This window comes from Arthrobacter ruber, from assembly GCF_002954225.1.
Classification (GTDB): domain Bacteria; phylum Actinomycetota; class Actinomycetes; order Actinomycetales; family Micrococcaceae; genus Arthrobacter_D; species Arthrobacter_D ruber.
The window spans coordinates 97,982-115,011 of sequence record NZ_PPTH01000013.1; the positions used below are offsets into that span (position 1 = coordinate 97,982).

The following is a 17,030-nucleotide window of genomic DNA, read 5'->3' on the forward strand; positions in this document are numbered from 1 at the left end:
CCGCATCGGACAGTGGGATCGGCCTTCGGGGCCGGCGAGCCGGCCGACACCGTCGTAGGCACCGAACCGTCACGGCAGTCCCGTCGACAGGTCCAGGTGGCGTCCCTGCCAGGTGCGCCGGAGCCACCGGTCGTGGGAGGCCACGACGACGGCGCCGGGGTAGTGGGGTATCGCGGCTTCCAATCGTGTCGCCAGGAGCAGGGACAGGTGATTGGTCGGTTCATCGAGCAACAGGAGATCGGGAGGGCCGGCGAGGGCCACGGCAAGGGCGAGGCGGCGTTGCTGACCGACGCTGAGGACCCGGACCGGCCGTCCCTCGTCCCGCGGTGCGAGGAGGCCGAAGGTGTGCAGGGGCACGAGGTCCGCACGCTCGGGTCCCACGAGGTCCTCGTAGGCCTGGCGAGCGGTGCGGTCCGGACCCCGGTGTCCCGGGTCCGCGAGATCGACGTCCTGGGCGAGGAGACCGATGCTGAGCGCGGCTGCCCGTGTGACCGAGCCCGACGTCGCCGCGAGCTCTCCGGCGAGGAGGTGCAGGAGTGTCGACTTCCCGGAGCCGTTGGGCCCGGTGATCAGCCATTTCTCCCCGGGCCCGACGACCAGTGACGTGGGATGCAGTCGGCCGTCGACGGCGGCGTCGGTGACGGTCAGCACCGGGCCCGTGCGATCCCCGCCGATGCCCGAGGGTGCGCCTGCGGCCGTGAGTCCCTGGAAACGCATTTCGCGGGGCGGCGTGCGGATCTGCCGTTCCTCGAGCCGTTCGAGACGGGCTGCGGCGTCGTTGACCCGCCGGGAGACCGTCCTCGCATTGCGGTCGGCGTAGAACTTGGCGGCTCCCCGCACCTCCGAGCGCGGCGTCCAGTGTTCGTGTCCCACGACGTAGTGGTCCGGGGCGGCGGCGCGCAGCCGCCGGCGGCGGGCCTGTTCCTCGCGGTACTGGTGTTCCCAGCGCTCGCGTACCTCCAGCCGGGCGTAGAGGTAGTCCGTGTAGCTGCCCGTGAAGCGTGTGACCCCGATGCCGGCCCCCTCCCCGTCCCCGATCAGGGCGCCGGCGGTCGCCTGCGGTAGAGGGGCCGGGTCCAGGTCCACCAGTGATGTGACCACGTCGTCGAGGAACGCACGATCGTGGCTCGCGATCAGGACCGGACCGGCCCATGCGGAGAGGAGCCCGCGCAGGTATTCGGCCGCGTCGTCGTCGAGGTGGTTCGTCGGCTCGTCCAGCAGGAGAACATCGGGCGCGCTGAGCAGCAGCCAGAGCAGGGACAGGCGGGAGCGCTGCCCGCCGGAGAGGTGCCGTGTTCGTCGCGACCCTGGCAGGTCGGCCAGGCCGAGACCCGACAGTATCGCGGAGATGCGGGCGTCGACGTCCCACGCACCCACGCGCTCGGCGTTCTCGAGGGCGGACGCGAAGCGCACCGACGCCGCTTCCTGCCCGGGGGTGTCCGCCAGGGCCTGGCCGGCGATGGCGACGGCTGCCGCCGCAGCGCGGATCGGGGCGACGGCCGACTCCAGGGCCTCCGTGATCGTCGACCCGGCTCGGAAGGGCGGTTCCTGGTGCAGGAGTCCGACCCGCAGTGGTCCACCCCCGGGGATCGTGGCGGACACTGTTCCACCGTCGGGTTCCAGCAGGCCCGCGATGATGCGCAGCAGGGTGGTCTTGCCGGACCCGTTGTCGCCGATCACGCCGGTGCGGTCCGCCGCGACCGTGAAGGACACGTCGCTCAGGACCCGCCGGGCACCGAAGGCTTTCGAGACGCCGTCGACGCGCAGGTGCGCTGCGGAGCGGGGAGAAGGAGAGGCGGTCATGGGGAACCTCGGGCTCGATCGGACACCTGCCGGGCATCGGCCACCGACGCAGGAGCGGGAGAAGGATCAGCTGAGCACGGGACAACTATAGCCAGAGCGCGCCCGGCGGACACCAGGGCGACGAGGCGATGCGACGTCGCTCCACGGGTGACCCGCGGGTGCAGAGGCACACCTTGGTGGAAACCGCTTCTGCCTACCCGGCGATTGAATGTTCCTGCGGCCTGCTGTCGACTTGAGGAGAGGCCCATCGTGTCAAGCAGCCGGCGGGATGAGTCTCGACGGGGGTTGCAGGGCGGCTCAGGCCGCCCTGCAACCTTCCCCTCCGGTCGGAGACGCGTCGGGCAGGCGCCCTCCCCGGCATGGCGGCGGGACGTGGAATCTGGGCCGTCGTGCGCCGCCGGCCTACGACGGCGGACGCCGCACCTCCGCGGCCGCCCGTCCGAGGACCTCGCGGACGGCCAGGACGGCGGGGCGCTGCGCACCCGCGCGCCGCGCCGACGTGAAGATGGAGCGCCGCGGGACGTCGTCGAGGTCCAGGAGCTGCACGGGGACACTGCGTCCGGTCCAGACGAGGTCCGGCATGAGCGCGACGGCGTTGCCCGACTCGATGAGCCGGATCTGCGCCTGGAGGTCGGCGGTCTCGTAGCGGACGTCCGGCTCGAACCCGGCCCGCCGGCACGCCTGTTCGGCCCAGTGGCGGGATGCCGCTCCCCTGGGTTCCATGACCCACGCTGCGGCAGCGGCCTCCGGGACCGTGGTGATGTCCGCGTGGTCGTGGCCCCGGAGCGGGACGGCGAGCCGGATCGCGTCCTCGGTGAGGGGCACATGGTCCAGTTCCGGGTGGCGGGGAGCGGCGTGTCCGGGGTACTGCTCGGCGATCACCAGGTCGAAGTCACGGGCGAACGTCTCCCACAGTGCCGTCTCCGGTTCCCGCTGCACCATCTCCACGCGGACGTCCGGGTAGTCGCGCGTCATGGCGGTGAGGGCTCCGGGCATGAGCGCCAGCGCGGCCGACTGGAAGACCGCCACGCGGACGGTGCCCGAGACCGTGGTGAGTGACGCCGCGAGGTCCGCCTCCGCGCGGTCGAGCGTCTCGAGCAGTTCCGTGGTGTGGGCGACGAGCACCTCGGCCTGAGCGGTGAGGACCACGCGGCGTCCCGTGCTGCGCAGCAGTTCCACGCCCACCTCCTTCTCCAGCAGGGCGAGCTGCTGCGAGACGGAGGACGGACTGTAGCTCAGTGCGGCAGCGACGTCGGCGAGTGTGCCCCGGATCTTGAGTTCGCGGAGCAGGCGCAGTCTGCGCAGGTCGAGCACGGCGCCTCCCGTTGCAGAGTCAGATCGGTTTTCCTGATGAGTACCGTTCAGTAATCATCGCTTTTCCTAATCGTACGATGGCGCCGATACTGAGCAGGAAACACCTTCCGCTGTGCCCGGCGGAAGACGCCCGACCGAAAGCCGTCGCCATGACAACCCAGCTCCCGCCCTTCGAGGGCATCGCCACCACCCCGGCACCCCGCGATGCGTCAGTGACCACCACCCCGGTCGCCGACGTCGCCTCCCCCCAGTTCTCCGCCGGTCCCGGCGGCACCACGGATATCCCGGCAACGCTGCCGGAGCAGTCAATCGCCCTGGTGCGCCACTGGCTCACCGAGGCGTCGAAGGTACCGGTGGACTCCTCGGCGAAGCAGCTCGCCGGCGTCCTGAAGGATCCGAACGGGCTGGCCTTCACGGTCGGCTTCGTCGACGGCGTCATCCGCCCCGAGGATCTCTCGGTGGCCGCCCGCAACCTCCGCGCCCTCGCCCCGAAGGTGCCCGCCTTCCTCCCCTGGTACATGCGCTCCGCCGTGAAGGTGGGTGCCGCCGTCGCCCCCGTCCTGCCGCAGGTGGTCATCCCCGTCGCCCGTCGCGTGCTGCGCGAGATGGTGGGGCACCTCATCATCGACGCGTCCGACGCCAAGCTAGGACGGTCCATCGGGCGCATCAGGCGCGAAGGGATCCGCCTGAACGTCAACCTCCTCGGTGAGGCGGTCCTCGGCGATTCCGAGGCCGAGCGCCGCCTGGCCGGCACCGTGCGGCTCCTCGAGCGCCCCGACGTCGACTACGTCTCCATCAAGGTGTCCTCCACCGTCGCCCCGCACCCGGCCTGGGCCTTCGAGGAGGCTGTGGAGCACGTCGCCGAGAAGCTCGCCCCCCTGTACGCGCTCGCTGCCCGGTCGGAGAAGCGGAAGTTCATCAACCTGGACATGGAGGAGTACAAGGACCTCGATCTGACCATCGCGGTCTTCATGGAGATCCTGGGCCGGCCCGAGTTCAGGGACCTGGAGGCCGGCATCGTCCTGCAGGCCTACCTCCCCGATTCCCTGGCCGCCATGATCCGGCTGCAGGAGTGGGCTGCGGCCCGCCGCGCCGCCGGCGGCGCAGGCATCAAGGTGCGTGTGGTCAAGGGTGCCAACCTGCCCATGGAGCAGGTCGAGGCCTCGCTCCACGACTGGCCGCTCGCCACCTGGGGCACCAAGCAGGACTCGGACACGCACTACAAGCGCGTGCTCGACTACGCCCTGCAGCCCGGGCGCATCGAGAACGTGCGCGTCGGCGTCGCCGGGCACAACCTGTTCGACCTCGCCTTCGCCTGGCTGCTCGCCGGCGAGCGCGGCGTCCGCCACGGCATTGAGTTCGAGATGCTCCTCGGCATGGCCCAGGGCCAGGCGGAGGCCGTCCGGCGCGATGTCGGATCCCTGCTCCTCTACACGCCGGTGGTGCACCCGAGCGAGTTCGACGTCGCCATCGCGTACCTGATCCGCCGCCTCGAGGAGGGCGCGAGCCAGGACAACTTCATGTCCGCCGTCTTCGAGCTCTCCGACAACGAGGCGCTCTTCGACCGCGAGAAGAACCGCTTCCTCGCCTCCCTGGCGGCTCTGGACACCTCGATCCCGGCACCCAACCGCCGGCAGGACCGCGCGGTCCCCGCCCGGCCGCACCCGGGTACCGGTTTCACGAACACGCCCGACACCGATCCCTCCCTCCCGGCCAACCGGGCGTGGGGCCGTGCGATCCTCGACCGCGTCGCCACCTCCGAGGTGGGCAACGACGTCGTCGCCGCCACGACGCTCACCCGCGCCGAGGACCTCGAGGAGACCATCACCGGCGCCGTCGCCGCTTCCGGCGCCTGGGGCTCCCTCAGCGGAGCCGAGCGCGCCGTGATCCTGCACCGCGCCGGCGACGCCCTGGAGGCGCACAGGGCCGAACTCATGGAGGTCATGGCCGCCGAGACGGGCAAGACGCTGGACCAGGCCGATCCGGAGATCTCCGAGGCCGTGGACTTCGCCCACTACTACGCCGAGCGCGCCCGCGAGCTCGACGACGTCGACGGCGCCGTGTTCTCTCCCGTCCGGCTGACCGTCGTGACGCCGCCGTGGAACTTCCCGGTCGCGATCCCCGCGGGCTCCACCCTGGCAGCCCTCGCGGCCGGATCCTCGGTGATCATCAAGCCCGCCTCGCAGGCGCGCCGGTCCGGCTCCGTCATGATCGAGGCACTGTGGGCCGCGGGCGTGCCGCGCGAGGTCCTGCACCTCGTGCAGGTCGAGGAGGGCGACCTCGGGCGTCAGCTCATCTCCGACCCGCGGGTTGACCGCGTGATCCTCACCGGCGGCTACGAGACGGCCGAGCTGTTCCGGTCCTTCCGCACGGACCTGCCGCTGCTCGCGGAGACCTCCGGCAAGAACGCCATCATCGTGACCCCGAGCGCGGACCTGGACCTGGCCGCACGGGACGTGGCGCAGTCCGCGTTCGGCCATGCCGGCCAGAAGTGCTCGGCGGCGTCCCTGGTGATCCTCGTGGGCAGCGTCGCGACGTCGCAGCGCTTCCGCAACCAGCTCCTCGACGCCGTCGGCTCGCTGTCCGTGGGCTACCCGGCGGACCCCACCACGCAGATGGGGCCCGTGATCGAGCCCGCGGCGGGCAAGCTGCTCGACGGCCTGACCACGCTCGGCGAGGGTGAATCCTGGGCACTGGAGCCGCAGCGGCTCGACGACTCGGGACGCCTGTGGAGCCCGGGGATCCGCACCGGTGTGAAGCGGGGGTCGACCTACCACCTCACGGAGTACTTCGGGCCGATCCTCGGGGTCATGACCGCCGCGACCCTCGAGGAGGCCATCGCGCTGCAGAACGACATCGACTACGGCCTCACCTCCGGCATCCACTCGCTCGACCCGCAGGAGATCGCCACCTGGATCGACGGCGTGCAGGCCGGCAACCTCTACATCAACAGGGGCATCACCGGGGCCATCGTCCAGCGTCAGCCCTTCGGCGGCTGGAAGAAGTCCGCCGTCGGTGCCGGCACGAAGGCAGGCGGCCCCAACTATCTGGTGGGACTCGGGTCGTGGTCCCCCCGGTCGTCGGAGGCGCAGGGCGCTCCCCTGCCCGTCGTCGCGCCCCTGCTGTCCGCGGCCCGCTCCGCTGGCCTGCCCGACGCCGACGTCGCCCGCCTCACCCGCGCGGCCGCTTCGGACGCCGCAGCATGGAGCAGCGAGTTCGGCCAGGTCCGCGACGTGTCGGCTCTCGCCGCCGAGCGCAACCTCTTCCGCTACCTGCCCCACCCCGTGACGGTGCGGCTGGCGGAAGGTGCTCCCGTGGTGGATCTCGTCCGTGTCCTGCTCGCCGCGGCGGCGGCCGGGTCGCCCGTCACCGTCTCGTCCGCCGTCGAGCTGCCAGCGGCGCTGCGGTCCGCCCTGACCGGGCTGGTCGAGAGCCTCACCACCGAGGACGACTCCGCCTGGCTGGCCCGGGCGGCGACCCTTGAGATCCGCCGTGTGCGGCTCATCGGCGAGGGAGCATCAGCCCTCGCCGCCGTGACCGGAGGGCGGCCCGACCTCGCGGTCTACGCTCAGCCCGTCACCGAGTCCGGGCGGATCGAGCTGCTGCCGTTCCTGCAGGAGCAGGCCATCAGCGTCACGGCTCACCGCTTCGGTACGCCCAACGCCCTGACCGACGGCCTGATCTAGCGGCATCTCCCACCCGGGCCGCCCGCCGGCCGTGCAGTGCTCCTCGCTGTCGAGCACGCACAGCCGGCGCGGCGGCCCGCCCCCGTGGCGACACACCGGGCGGCTCGCCGACCGGACGAGGCGGCGGCGCGCTGCAGCTGGAGAGGGAAGCACGTACTGCCCCACCTCCCGTGAAACAATGACCGGAAGCAACCTCCCCTACGCCTGCCCACCCCGGAAGCGATCCACCATGCCCCCAGCACCGTCCGGTCGCACCGCCCAGCCTGGGATGCGCGCCCGGTCACTGGCACCCGGACTGGCCGTGGTCGCCGTCGGGGTGGCCGTCGCCGTCCTCCTCGGATCGGTGCAGTCCGTCCTCGGTCCTCTAGTGATCGCCCTCGTGCTGGGAATCCTCCTCGGCAATTCCGGCCGCTACACACCCGCACTGCGGCCCGGTGTGACGGCCGGTACCAAGAGACTCCTGCGGGCCGGCGTCGTCCTCCTGGGCCTGCAGCTCGCCCTGCCCGACATCGTGGCGCTCGGCCTTCCGGTCCTCGGGCTCATCATCGCGTGCGTGGTGCTGAGCTACGTCGGGACGCTCCACCTGGGCATGCGGCTGGGACTCACGCGTGCCGGTGCAACACTGATGGCCGCCGGCTTCTCGATCTGCGGCGCTTCCGCCGTCGCCGGCCTCCAGGGCGTCGTGGACGCCGACGACGACGAGACCGCGAGCGCCGTCGCCATGGTCACCCTCTACGGCTCCCTCATGATCGTCGTGCTCCCCGTGCTCGGGGGCGTGCTCGGGCTGCCCGAGGACCACTTCGGCATGTGGGCGGGACTGGCGGTCCACGAGGTGGCGCAGGTCGTGGCGGTCGCCGGCACCGCCGGGGCCACCGCGCTCGCCGTCGCGACCGTGGTCAAGCTCGGCCGGGTCCTGATGCTCGCACCGGTCGCGGCCGTGGCATCCCTCGGCGAGCGGCGGCGGGCAGCGGCCTCGCCGGGCCGCTCTCCCTCGACCGCCGCCCCGGGCCTCCCGCGCCCGGTCACCCGCCCTCCCCTGGTGCCGCTGTTCGTCCTGGGGTTCCTCGGCATGGTCGTCATCCGCTCGCTCGGGTTTCTGCCGGCGCCGGTACTCGAGGGAAGCCGTACGGCCACCACCGTCCTCCTGGCCGCCGGCATGTTCGGGCTCGGGGCAGGCATCGACCTACGCCGCCTGGCACGCACGGGCGGACGCTTCGCCGTCGTCGGTGCCGCCTCGACCGCTCTCCTGGCGGGGATGTCGCTCGCCGGCGTACTCCTGCTGGCCTGACAGCGGCTCCTCCGCCGGACCGCCTCCCGCTCCTCAGTCGGCGTCCTCGATCACGCCCGCCGGGTCGCTGCGCCCGGAGGCACGAACGACAGGCCCGGCAGACGCGGGATCAGCGAAGGCCGGTCCCGCGGTCCAGCGCGAGGCCGATCAGCTCGTCGATCAGCTCGGTGTAGCCGAGGCCGGACTTGGCCCACATCTGCGGGTACATGCTGATGGGTGTGAAGCCGGGCATGGTGTTGATCTCGTTGATCACGAGCGCCCCCGACGGCGTGTAGAAGAAGTCGACGCGCGAGAGTCCCTCGGCCCCGATCGCCTCGAAGGCCTCGCCCGCGAGCACCTGCACGCGGTCGAGCACGTCCGGTGGCAGGTCCGCGGGGCAGGAGAGCTCGGCGGCAGCGCCATCCACGTACTTGGCCTCGAAGTCGTAGAAGGCGTGCTCGCCGGGTTGCACGGCGATCTCCCCCGGCAGCGACGTGCGCGGTGCCTGGAGGCCGCGTCCCTGCAGGACCGCCACCTCGATCTCGCGGCCCTCGATGCCCGCCTCGATGACCACCTTCGGGTCGAAGACCCGGGCGGCCTCCACTGCGGCACGGAGTCCGGAGGCGTCCGCGACGCGGCTGATGCCCATGGAGGACCCGGCACGGGCCGGCTTGACGAACAGGGGGAATCCGAGACGCCCGGCGCGCGCCAGGCAGGCCTCGTCGTCGGTGCGCCACTGGCGGTCGGTGACCACCTCGTACGGACCCACCTCGAGCCCGGCGGCGGCGAAGACCACCTTCATGTAGTGCTTGTCCATGCCGACGGCGGATGCCAGGACGCCGGCGCCCACGTAGCGCGTGTCGGCCATCTCCAGCATTCCCTGGAGCGTGCCGTCCTCACCGAACGGCCCGTGAAGGAGCGGCAGGACGACGTCGACGCCGCCGAGGCTCTCGGGCACGGACCCGGGCGCGGCGACGAGCAGTTCCTGGCCGGACCCGTTCCCGGCGGCCGAGCCCATGACCACGGCCTGCTCCGTCGCGGTGACCTCGGGCAGGACGTCGGAGCGCAGCGACCACGCGGACGGGTCTGCCGAGACGAGCGACCACCGGCCGGACTTCGTGATCCCCACGGGCACCACGTCGTACCGGGTCCTGTCGATGGCCTCGAGGACGCCTGCCGCGGTCACACAGCTGACGGCGTGCTCGCTCGAGCGGCCCCCGAAGAGCACGAGGACACGCGGCTTGCGGGAGGAGACGGGGGTGTCGGTGGTCACGGAGCGGAATCGCCTTCCGGCTTGAGGTGGCGGGCCAGCAGGCGCGGCCCGAGGTCGTTGACGGACAGGCGTCCCTGCAGGACGGCCACCACACTCTCGGTGATCGGCATGTCGACGCCGAGTTTCGTGGCGGAATCGAGGACGGCCTGCGCGGACTTGATGCCCTCCGCGGTCTGATTCATGCGCACCGTGACCTGGTCGAGGGTGAGGCCCTGGCCCAGGAGGTGGCCCGCGGTGTGGTTGCGCGAGAGCGCCGAGGAGCACGTGGCGATGAGGTCGCCCATGCCCGCGAGTCCGGCCAGCGTCTCGGCTCTGCCTCCGAGCGCCACGGCCAGGCGCGTCGTCTCTGCGAGCCCGCGCGTGATGACGGATGCCTTGGTGTTGTCGCCCATGCGGCGTCCCTCGCAGATGCCGACGGCGAGGGCGATCACGTTCTTGACGATCCCGCCGATCTCCACACCGATCACGTCGGTAGAGGTGTACGGCCGGAAGTAGGAGGCCGTGCATGCCGCAGCGATCCACGCGGCGGTGTCATGGTCGGGGCACGCGACCACCGATGCCGTGGGCTCCTCGCGGGCGATCTCCATGGCCAGGTTGGGCCCGGACAGCACGGCGATCCGCTCCGCCGGCAGTGCGAGCTCCTCCGCGATCACCTCGCTCATGCGTGCGTCGGTGCCGACCTCGAGGCCCTTCATGAGGGACACGACAACGGCGGACGGCGGGATGAGCGGGCGCCAGGCGGGCAGCTGCGCCCGGAGGGTCTGGGCGGGCACGGCGAGGATCACGAGCTCGCTCCCCCTGAGGACCGCTCCGACGTCGGCGGAGGCGGAGACATTGGGCGGCAGCTGCGTATCCCCGAGGTAGCGCGAGTTCCGGTGGTCCGTGGTGATCTCCTCGGCCACTTCGGGGCGGCGCGACCAGAGCATGACGGTCGTGCCGTCCGCGGCATCGGCGAGGACCTTCGCGAACGTCGTCCCCCAGCTGCCGGAGCCGAGCACGGCGATCTTTCCCGGGGGCGCGCTCCGGGTCCCCGTGACGGTCACGAGGGAACCCCGTCCGACGGACCGTCCGGGTTCCCGTCGTCAGCCTGGAAGTTCCGGCCGGTCCGCTTCTGCTGCTTCTGCGCCGGGTCCCACCGCTCCGTGGGGGGCTCCTCGCCCCTCAGCTCCGCCAGCAGGGCGGTGATGGCATCGATGATGCGGTCGGTCGCGGCGTCGAGCGTGGTCCTGGTCAGGGGGGCGTCCCGGAAGTCCGACAGGTCCACGGGATCGCCGACGAGCACGCGGGAGCGCTTGCGCGGGAAGAGGTGGAAGCGCTTGGCGTAGCGCGGGAAGACCTCATGGGCGCCCCAGTGCGCTATCGGCACCACCGGCGCCCCCGTCTGGAGCGCCAGGCGGGCGGCTCCCGTCCGGCCCTTCATGGGCCACATGTCCGGGTCCCTCGTGAGCGTGCCCTCGGGGTAGATGATGATCCCGCCGCCGTCGGCGAGGGCCTCGCGTGCCGCTTCGAGCGAGCGGTTCGCCCCGGCCGAGCTGCGCTCCACGGGGACCTGCTTGATGACGCGCAGGATGGACCCGATCACCGGCACCTCGAACAGGGACGCCTTGGCGAGGAAGTGCGGCATCACGCCCTGGTTGTACAGGAAGTGCGCCACCACGACGGGGTCGATCTCCGTGACGTGGTTCGGGCACACGATCATGCCCGTCCCGCGCGGCAGTTTCTCCTGCCCGTGCCATTCCTTGGCCATGAGCGCGTTCATGAGCGGCCTCACCCAGGAGGCGAGGAACGTGAACATGGCCCGTGAGCCCCGTGACTCCCCCATGTGCCCGGACCGCCTAGGAGAAGACCACGGCAGGAACCGGGGCGTCCTCCGTGATGTCGAAGTCGGCGCCGAGACCCTCGAGCTTCTCCTGGAAACGCTCGTAGCCGCGGTTGATGAGCTCGATCCCCGTGACGCGGGAGACGCCGTCGGCGGCGAGGGCCGCGATGAGGTGGCTGAACCCGCCGCGCAGGTCGGGGATGTCGATGTCCGCGCCGCGGAGCTGCGTGGGCCCGGAGATGACGGCCGAGTGCTGGAAGTTGCGCTGGCCGAAGCGGCACGGGACGCTGCCGAGGCATTCGCGGTGCAGCTGGATGTTGGCGCCCATGCGGATGAGGGCCTCGGTGAAGCCGAAGCGGTTCTCGTAGACGGTCTCGTGCACGATCGACACGCCGGAGGCCTGCGTCAGGGCGACGACGAGCGGCTGCTGCCAGTCGGTCATGAATCCGGGGTGGACGTCCGTCTCGAGCACGAGCGGCTTCAGGGGGCCGCCGGGGTGGTAGAAGCGGATGCCCTCGTCGTCGACGTCGAAGGCACCGCCGATCTTCCGGTAGGTGTTGAGGAAGGCGGTGAGGTCGAGCTGACGGGCGCCCTCGACGTAGATGTTCCCCTGGGTGACCAGCGCGGCGGACGCCCACGACGCCGTCTCGTTGCGGTCGGAGATGGCCTTGTGGTTGTAGCCGGTGAGTTCGCTGACGCCCTCGATGCGGATGACGCGGTCCGTCTGCACCGTGATGATGGCGCCCATCTTCTGCAGCACGGCGATGAGATCCATGATCTCGGGCTCGACGGCGGCTCCGGAGAGCTCCGTGATGCCCTCGGCGCGGATGGCGGTCAGGAGCACCTGTTCGGTGGCGCCCACGCTGGGGTACGGCAGGGTGAGCTTCGCACCGTGGAGGCCCTTGGGGGCGGAGATGGAGATGCCGCCCGGTCGCTTGTCGACGACGGCGCCGAAGTTCCGGAGCACCTCGAGGTGGTAGTCGATCGGGCGGTCGCCGATCTTGCAGCCGCCGAGGTCTGGGATGAAGGCTTCGCCGATGCTGTGCATGAGGGGGCCGCAGAAGAGGATCGGGATACGGGAGTCCCCGGCGTGCGCGTCGATGTCCTTCGAGCGGGCCATCTTGGCGTTGACCGGGTCCATCGTGAGGTCGCCGGTGACCGGGTCCTTCGTCACCGTGACGCCGTGCAGCTGCAGGAGGCTCGTGACCACCTCGACGTCCTTGATCTCGGGGACGTTGCGCAGGACCGACGGCGTGTTGCCCAGCAGGGAGGCGACCATAGCCTTGGGGACCAGGTTCTTCGCACCGCGGACGGATACTTTGCCGGTCAGCGGGATGCCGCCGCGGATGGTCAGAACGCTACCCATGAATACCTATTTTCCTCGTACGTTGAACCCCCACGGACTCGCAATTGCTCGTACCAAGCATAGGAGCACCGCGGTGCAGACAGAAATACAAGGGTACGTGGTGTACTCCCTGTTCTCAGGAGAACCTGCACGGGTGCGTCGTCATTCCTCCCGGGCACCCGAACGGCATGTGACGCGCGCGACAGTCCGCCGCGCCCTCTCCTGCCTGCTCAGGTGCGCGCCGGGAGCGTGGTCGGCTTCCAGGAGGGCCGGCGGGCCTCGAAGGCGGTGACGTGCTCCTCCTGGCGGAGGGTCAGGCCGATGTCGTCCAGGCCCTCTAGCAGGCGCCAGCGTGTGTAGTCGTCGAGCTGGAACGGCGCGCTCACCGGACCGCACTGCACGCTGCGCGAGACGAGGTCCACGGTCACGGTGGCGCCCGGCTCGTTCTCGAGGATCTTCCAGATGAGCTCGATGTCGTCCTGGGCGACCTGCGCGGCGACCAGTCCCTGCTTGCCGGAGTTCCCGCGGAAGATGTCCGCGAAGCGGGAGGACAGCACGGCCTTGAAACCGTAGTCGTTCAGTGCCCACACCGCGTGCTCACGGGACGAGCCGGTGCCGAAGTCGGGCCCGGCGACGAGCACCGTGCCGCGGGAGAAGGGCTCGCGGTTGAGGATGAAGTCCTGCTCCTTGCGCCAGCCGGCGAAGAGCGCGTCCTCGAAGCCCGTCCGCGTGATGCGCTTGAGGTAGACGGCGGGGATGATCTGGTCCGTGTCGATGTTGCTCTGACGCAGCGGCACCCCGATGCCGGTGTGCGTGGTGATCTTCTCCATGGCGGGCTCCTAGGCTGCAGGGACGGTGGACGCGGCGTGGGCGCCGGTCGCCGGCAGCGGCGACAGGTCCGACGGCGAACTGAGGGTACCGCGCACCGCGGTGGCAGCCGCGACGACGGGCGAGACGAGGTGCGTCCGCCCGCCCTTGCCCTGGCGACCCTCGAAGTTCCGGTTGGACGTCGACGCGCACCGCTCCCCCGGCGCCAGCTGGTCCGGATTCATGCCCAGGCACATGGAGCAGCCGGCGAAGCGCCACTCGGCGCCGAAGTCCTTGAAGATCCGGTCCAGGCCCTCCGCCTCGGCCTGCAGGCGGACGCGCGCGGAGCCGGGGACCACCATCATGCGCACGGCCGGGTCCTTCTGGCGGCCCCTGATGATGCCGGCGGCGATCCGGAGGTCCTCGATGCGGCTGTTGGTGCAGGAGCCTAGGAAGACGGTGTCCACCCTGATCTCCTTCATCGGGGTGCCCGGCGCCAGGTCCATGTAGTCCAGCGCCCGGTTGCAGGCGGCCTTGTCGTTCTCGTCGGCGAAGTCGTCGGGCGACGGGACGGACTGCGACAGGGAGACACCCTGGCCGGGGTTGGTGCCCCAGGTGACGAAGGGTTCGAGCTCGTTCGCGTCGAGGAAGACCTCGGCGTCGAAGACGGCGTCGTCGTCGGTGCGCAGTTCCCGCCAGTCGGCGACGGCGGCGTCCCAGTCCGCACCCTCCGGTGCGTGCGGGCGGCCTTTGAGGTAGTCGAAGGTCGTCTCGTCCGGGGCCACCATGCCTGCGCGCGCTCCGGCCTCGATGGACATGTTGCAGATGGTCATGCGGGCTTCCATCGACAGCGCCCGGATGGCGGACCCGCGGTACTCGAGCACGTAGCCCTGGCCGCCGCCCGTGCCGATCTTGGCGATGACGGCGAGGATGATGTCCTTCGAGGTGACGCCGGGCTTCAGGGTGCCCTCGACGGTGATGCCCATGGTGCGGAACGGCTTCAGCGAGAGCGTCTGGGTGGCCATGACGTGCTCCACCTCCGAGGTGCCGATCCCGATGGCGAGTGCTCCGAACGCCCCGTGTGTGGAGGTGTGGGAGTCGCCGCACACGACGGTCAGGCCTGGCTGGGTGAGCCCGAGCTGGGGTCCGACGACGTGGACGATGCCCTGCTCGGCGTCACCGAGCGAGTGCAGGCGGACGCCGAACTCCCGGCAGTTCGCGCGCAGGGTCTCGATCTGCGTGCGGCTGGTGAGGTCGGCGATCGGCTTGTCGATGTCCAGCGTCGGCGTGTTGTGGTCCTCGGTGGCGATCGTCAGGTCGGGGCGGCGCAGCGGCCGGCCTGCGAGGCGGAGGCCTTCGAACGCCTGCGGCGAGGTGACCTCGTGGATCAGGTGCAGATCGATGTAGAGGAGGTCCGGCTGGGCTTCCGCGCCCACCACGTCGCCCTTGCGGACCACGTGCGCATCCCAGACCTTCTCTGCCAGTGTCTTGCCCATGTCGACCGTCCTTCTCTTCTCCGACGAACCGGACCCGGTAGGGCGGCCCGACCAATGGTTCCACTCAACCAGCGCCGGGCGGCGAGGGCCAGCCCGGGAGGTTGCGTCTCAGATGGTGAGACGGCAATATCATCCTATGGACAATTTTAGCGGCGTCGGAGTCATCGACAAGGCCGCACTCGTGCTCGACGCCCTCGAGGCCGGCCCCACCACGCTCGCCCAGCTGGTGGCCTCGACGGGCCTTGCGCGCCCCACGGTCCATCGTCTTGCCCTCGCCCTCGCGCACCACCGCCTGGTAGGGCGGGACATCCAGGGGCGGTTCGTCCTCGGCAGCCGGCTCGTGGAGCTCGCCTCGGCGGCCGGCGAGGACCGCCTCATCGCCGCTGCGGGGCCCGTGCTGCTCGGCCTGCGTGATGCGACCGGTGAGAGCGCCCAGCTGTTCCGGCGGCAGGGTGACTGGCGCGTCTGCGTCGCGTCGGCCGAACGGCCCGTCGGGCTGCGGGACACCATCCCGGTGGGAACGCAGCTGTCCATGAAGGCCGGATCGGCCGCGCAGTGCCTGCTCGCGTGGGAGGACCACGACCGGCTGCTCAAGGGACTGCAGCAGGCCCGGTTCACGCCGACCGTGCTCGCGGGCGTGCGACGACGCGGGTGGGCCCAGAGCCTCGGCGAGCGCGAGGCCGGCGTGGCGTCCGTCTCCGCTCCCGTGCGGGGTCCGTCCGGGCGGGTGATCGCCGCCGTGTCGATCTCCGGTCCCATGGAACGCCTCACGCGGCAGCCGGGGCGCATCCACGCAGAGGTCGTCGCAGACGCGGCGCGCCAGCTCACGCTCGCCGTCAGTGCGTCCTCGGACTGACATGGCCTCCACCCGGTACGCCGTCTTCCTGCGCGGGATCAACGTCGGCGGCGTGACGGTCCGCATGGCCGAGCTCCGCGCCCTGCTCGCGGACCTCCCCGTGAGCGGCGTCGCGACGGTCCTCGCCAGCGGCAACGCGGTCTGCTCGTCCGCCCTCGACGCCCCCGGGCTCCGGAGCCGCGTCGAGGAGGCCCTGACGGCGCGCTTCGGCTACGCGGCTCGGGTGATCGTCGTCGACCATGCCGGCCTCGCCGCGATCGCCGCTTCGGTCCCGACGCCGGACGACGCGGGGGCCGACGGGCAGGCCGTCCACACCTACGTCACGTTCTTCACGGGCACCGACGAGCTCGCGGCGTTCCTCGCGGAGGCTCACGGGCTGCACCCCACGGTGCTGGCCGGCGGCACCGCGATCGGGTGGTTCTCCCCCAAGGGGCGGTCCACCGACGTCCCGCTCGCCCGGCTGCTCGCCCGGGCGCGCTACGCGGCGACGTCGACCACACGGAACGTCAACACCGTGGACAGGGTGCTGCGCCTCCTGGGGTGAGCGACGCCCTCCGGCCGCTGCACCCTGCTTGGTAGTGTTCGGGCTAGCCCTCACGACCAGCCGAAGGACACCATGCGCCTCATCGCCCAGGATTGCCACCAGCTCGAGCACCAGAGGGGCTCGCACGGGTTCGTGGTGGCGGGCGCCGGTCACGCGGCAGTCGTGGACCCGGGCATGTCCTCCGGGTTCGACGGCGTGATCGCCGAGCTCCGGGCGAACGAGGACACCACGGGTCCGATCACGGACATCGTCCTCACCCACTACGACGTCGACCACGCGCAGGCGGCCCGGCGCCTCCAGGAGGCCCTGGGCGCCACGGTGTGGCTCGGGGCCGCCGACGCCGACACGCTGCGCGGCGTCCTCGAGCCGCGGACCCTGTTCCGGAAGATGCTGCGCCGGGTGGCGCGTGTGCAGCTCCCCGCCGGCACACGGGAACTCAGCGGCTCGGGCGAGATCTTCCCGGGTCTCGCGTACTTCCCCACGCCGGGCCACACGCCGGGCCACTACGCCTACCAGTGGCGCGGCGTGCTGTTCACGGGCGATGCGGTCAGGGTGGGCGCCGACGGCAGGGTGAGCCATTTCCCGCGGATCCTGATCGACGACGGACCTACGGCGGCGAGCACCGTCCGGCTGCTGGACGAGCGCATCCGCACGCACTCGGTGGAGTGGATCTGCTCCGGCCACAGCCCGGTGGCCCGGGTTCCGGCGCAGGCCGGCTGACCAGCCGCCCGCTGCGGACCCTCCGCGTCGGCCCGCGGGGACGCCCGAACGTCCCGCGATCTGCGACCCCCGGTCTAGGGCGTAGTCGACCCATGTCTCC

Annotated in this window: 13 protein-coding genes; 5 read left to right on the forward strand and 8 right to left on the reverse strand. The window is 71.3% G+C overall.

The genetic code is table 11. The annotated features are described in order from the left end of the window. Window positions 1–69: 69 nt before the first annotated feature. Complete coding sequence (locus CI785_RS04415; RefSeq protein ID WP_105030878.1) at window positions 70–1,803, reverse strand: ABC-F family ATP-binding cassette domain-containing protein; 1,734 nt, start codon at window positions 1,801–1,803, stop codon at window positions 70–72. A 402-nt stretch (window positions 1,804–2,205) separates the two neighbouring features. Then, window positions 2,206–3,117 carry a LysR substrate-binding domain-containing protein gene (locus tag CI785_RS04420; RefSeq protein ID WP_105030879.1) on the reverse strand — a complete coding sequence of 304 codons (912 nt, stop codon included), beginning with the start codon at window positions 3,115–3,117 and terminating at the stop codon, window positions 2,206–2,208. Window positions 3,118–3,266: 149 nt separating this feature from the next. Between CI785_RS04420 and CI785_RS04425 the strand changes: the two genes are divergently transcribed. Both CI785_RS04425 and CI785_RS04430 read left to right on the forward strand, forming a co-directional pair. After that, entirely contained in the window at window positions 3,267–6,803 is a 3,537-nt protein-coding gene (locus CI785_RS04425) for a bifunctional proline dehydrogenase/L-glutamate gamma-semialdehyde dehydrogenase (RefSeq protein WP_105030880.1), read from the forward strand. Between the two features lie 229 nt (window positions 6,804–7,032). Next, the gene (locus CI785_RS04430) at window positions 7,033–8,091 is read left to right on the forward strand and encodes a YeiH family protein (RefSeq protein WP_240614999.1); all 1,059 of its coding nucleotides are present in this window, start codon (window positions 7,033–7,035) and stop codon (window positions 8,089–8,091) included. 109 nt (window positions 8,092–8,200) lie between these two features. Here CI785_RS04430 and CI785_RS04435 read toward each other — a convergent pair whose 3' ends face one another. The 6 genes from CI785_RS04435 to leuC form a co-directional block, all read right to left on the reverse strand. Then, a complete protein-coding gene (locus tag CI785_RS04435; RefSeq protein WP_105030882.1) occupies window positions 8,201–9,343 on the reverse strand; it encodes a D-alanine--D-alanine ligase family protein in 1,143 nt (380 codons plus the stop codon). Further along, window positions 9,340–10,386, reverse strand: a complete 1,047-nt coding sequence (locus tag CI785_RS04440; protein WP_105030883.1) for an NAD(P)H-dependent glycerol-3-phosphate dehydrogenase — start codon at window positions 10,384–10,386, stop codon at window positions 9,340–9,342. The genes CI785_RS04435 and CI785_RS04440 overlap by 4 nt, the downstream gene beginning before the upstream one ends. Further along, on the reverse strand, window positions 10,383–11,165 hold the full coding sequence (locus CI785_RS04445) for a lysophospholipid acyltransferase family protein (protein ID WP_105030884.1): 783 nt from the start codon (window positions 11,163–11,165) through the stop codon (window positions 10,383–10,385). Before CI785_RS04445 ends, CI785_RS04440 begins: the two co-directional genes overlap by 4 nt. A gap of 13 nt (window positions 11,166–11,178) precedes the next feature. Then, window positions 11,179–12,528 (reverse strand): UDP-N-acetylglucosamine 1-carboxyvinyltransferase, encoded by a 1,350-nt coding sequence (gene murA, locus CI785_RS04450; protein ID WP_105030885.1) that lies wholly within the window; start codon window positions 12,526–12,528, stop codon window positions 11,179–11,181. Between the two features lie 209 nt (window positions 12,529–12,737). Next, a complete protein-coding gene (leuD, locus tag CI785_RS04455; protein ID WP_105030886.1) occupies window positions 12,738–13,337 on the reverse strand; it encodes a 3-isopropylmalate dehydratase small subunit in 600 nt (199 codons plus the stop codon). Window positions 13,338–13,346: 9 nt separating this feature from the next. After that, window positions 13,347–14,810 carry a 3-isopropylmalate dehydratase large subunit gene (leuC, locus tag CI785_RS04460; RefSeq protein WP_105030887.1) on the reverse strand — a complete coding sequence of 488 codons (1,464 nt, stop codon included), beginning with the start codon at window positions 14,808–14,810 and terminating at the stop codon, window positions 13,347–13,349. A 136-nt stretch (window positions 14,811–14,946) separates the two neighbouring features. Here leuC and CI785_RS04465 point away from each other — a divergent pair, with 136 nt between their 5' ends. The 3 genes from CI785_RS04465 (at window position 14,947) to CI785_RS04475 (ending at window position 16,930) form a co-directional block, all read left to right on the forward strand. Continuing rightward, window positions 14,947–15,666, forward strand: coding sequence for an IclR family transcriptional regulator (locus tag CI785_RS04465; RefSeq protein WP_105030888.1), 720 nt, complete (start codon window positions 14,947–14,949; stop codon window positions 15,664–15,666). Between the two features lies 1 nt (window position 15,667). Continuing rightward, a complete protein-coding gene (locus tag CI785_RS04470) occupies window positions 15,668–16,210 on the forward strand; it encodes a DUF1697 domain-containing protein (RefSeq protein WP_105030889.1) in 543 nt (180 codons plus the stop codon). 72 nt (window positions 16,211–16,282) lie between these two features. After that, complete coding sequence (locus CI785_RS04475; protein ID WP_105030890.1) at window positions 16,283–16,930, forward strand: MBL fold metallo-hydrolase; 648 nt, start codon at window positions 16,283–16,285, stop codon at window positions 16,928–16,930. Window positions 16,931–17,030: the final 100 nt, after the last annotated feature.

Excerpts from the sequence above, each read along its gene's own strand:
- CI785_RS04415 (WP_105030878.1), bottom strand. The coding sequence starts at position 1,803 with ATGACCGCCTCTCCTTCTCCCCGCTCCGCAGCGCACCTGCGCGTCGAC.
- CI785_RS04425 (WP_105030880.1), top strand. The coding sequence starts at position 3,267 with ATGACAACCCAGCTCCCGCCCTTCGAGGGCATCGCCACCACCCCGGCA.
- CI785_RS04430 (WP_240614999.1), top strand. The coding sequence starts at position 7,033 with ATGCCCCCAGCACCGTCCGGTCGCACCGCCCAGCCTGGGATGCGCGCC.
- CI785_RS04445 (WP_105030884.1), bottom strand. The coding sequence starts at position 11,165 with ATGGGGGAGTCACGGGGCTCACGGGCCATGTTCACGTTCCTCGCCTCC.
- murA (WP_105030885.1), bottom strand. The coding sequence starts at position 12,528 with ATGGGTAGCGTTCTGACCATCCGCGGCGGCATCCCGCTGACCGGCAAA.
- leuD (WP_105030886.1), bottom strand. The coding sequence starts at position 13,337 with ATGGAGAAGATCACCACGCACACCGGCATCGGGGTGCCGCTGCGTCAG.
- leuC (WP_105030887.1), bottom strand. The coding sequence starts at position 14,810 with ATGGGCAAGACACTGGCAGAGAAGGTCTGGGATGCGCACGTGGTCCGC.
- CI785_RS04465 (WP_105030888.1), top strand. The coding sequence starts at position 14,947 with ATGGACAATTTTAGCGGCGTCGGAGTCATCGACAAGGCCGCACTCGTG.
- CI785_RS04470 (WP_105030889.1), top strand. The coding sequence starts at position 15,668 with ATGGCCTCCACCCGGTACGCCGTCTTCCTGCGCGGGATCAACGTCGGC.
- CI785_RS04475 (WP_105030890.1), top strand. The coding sequence starts at position 16,283 with ATGCGCCTCATCGCCCAGGATTGCCACCAGCTCGAGCACCAGAGGGGC.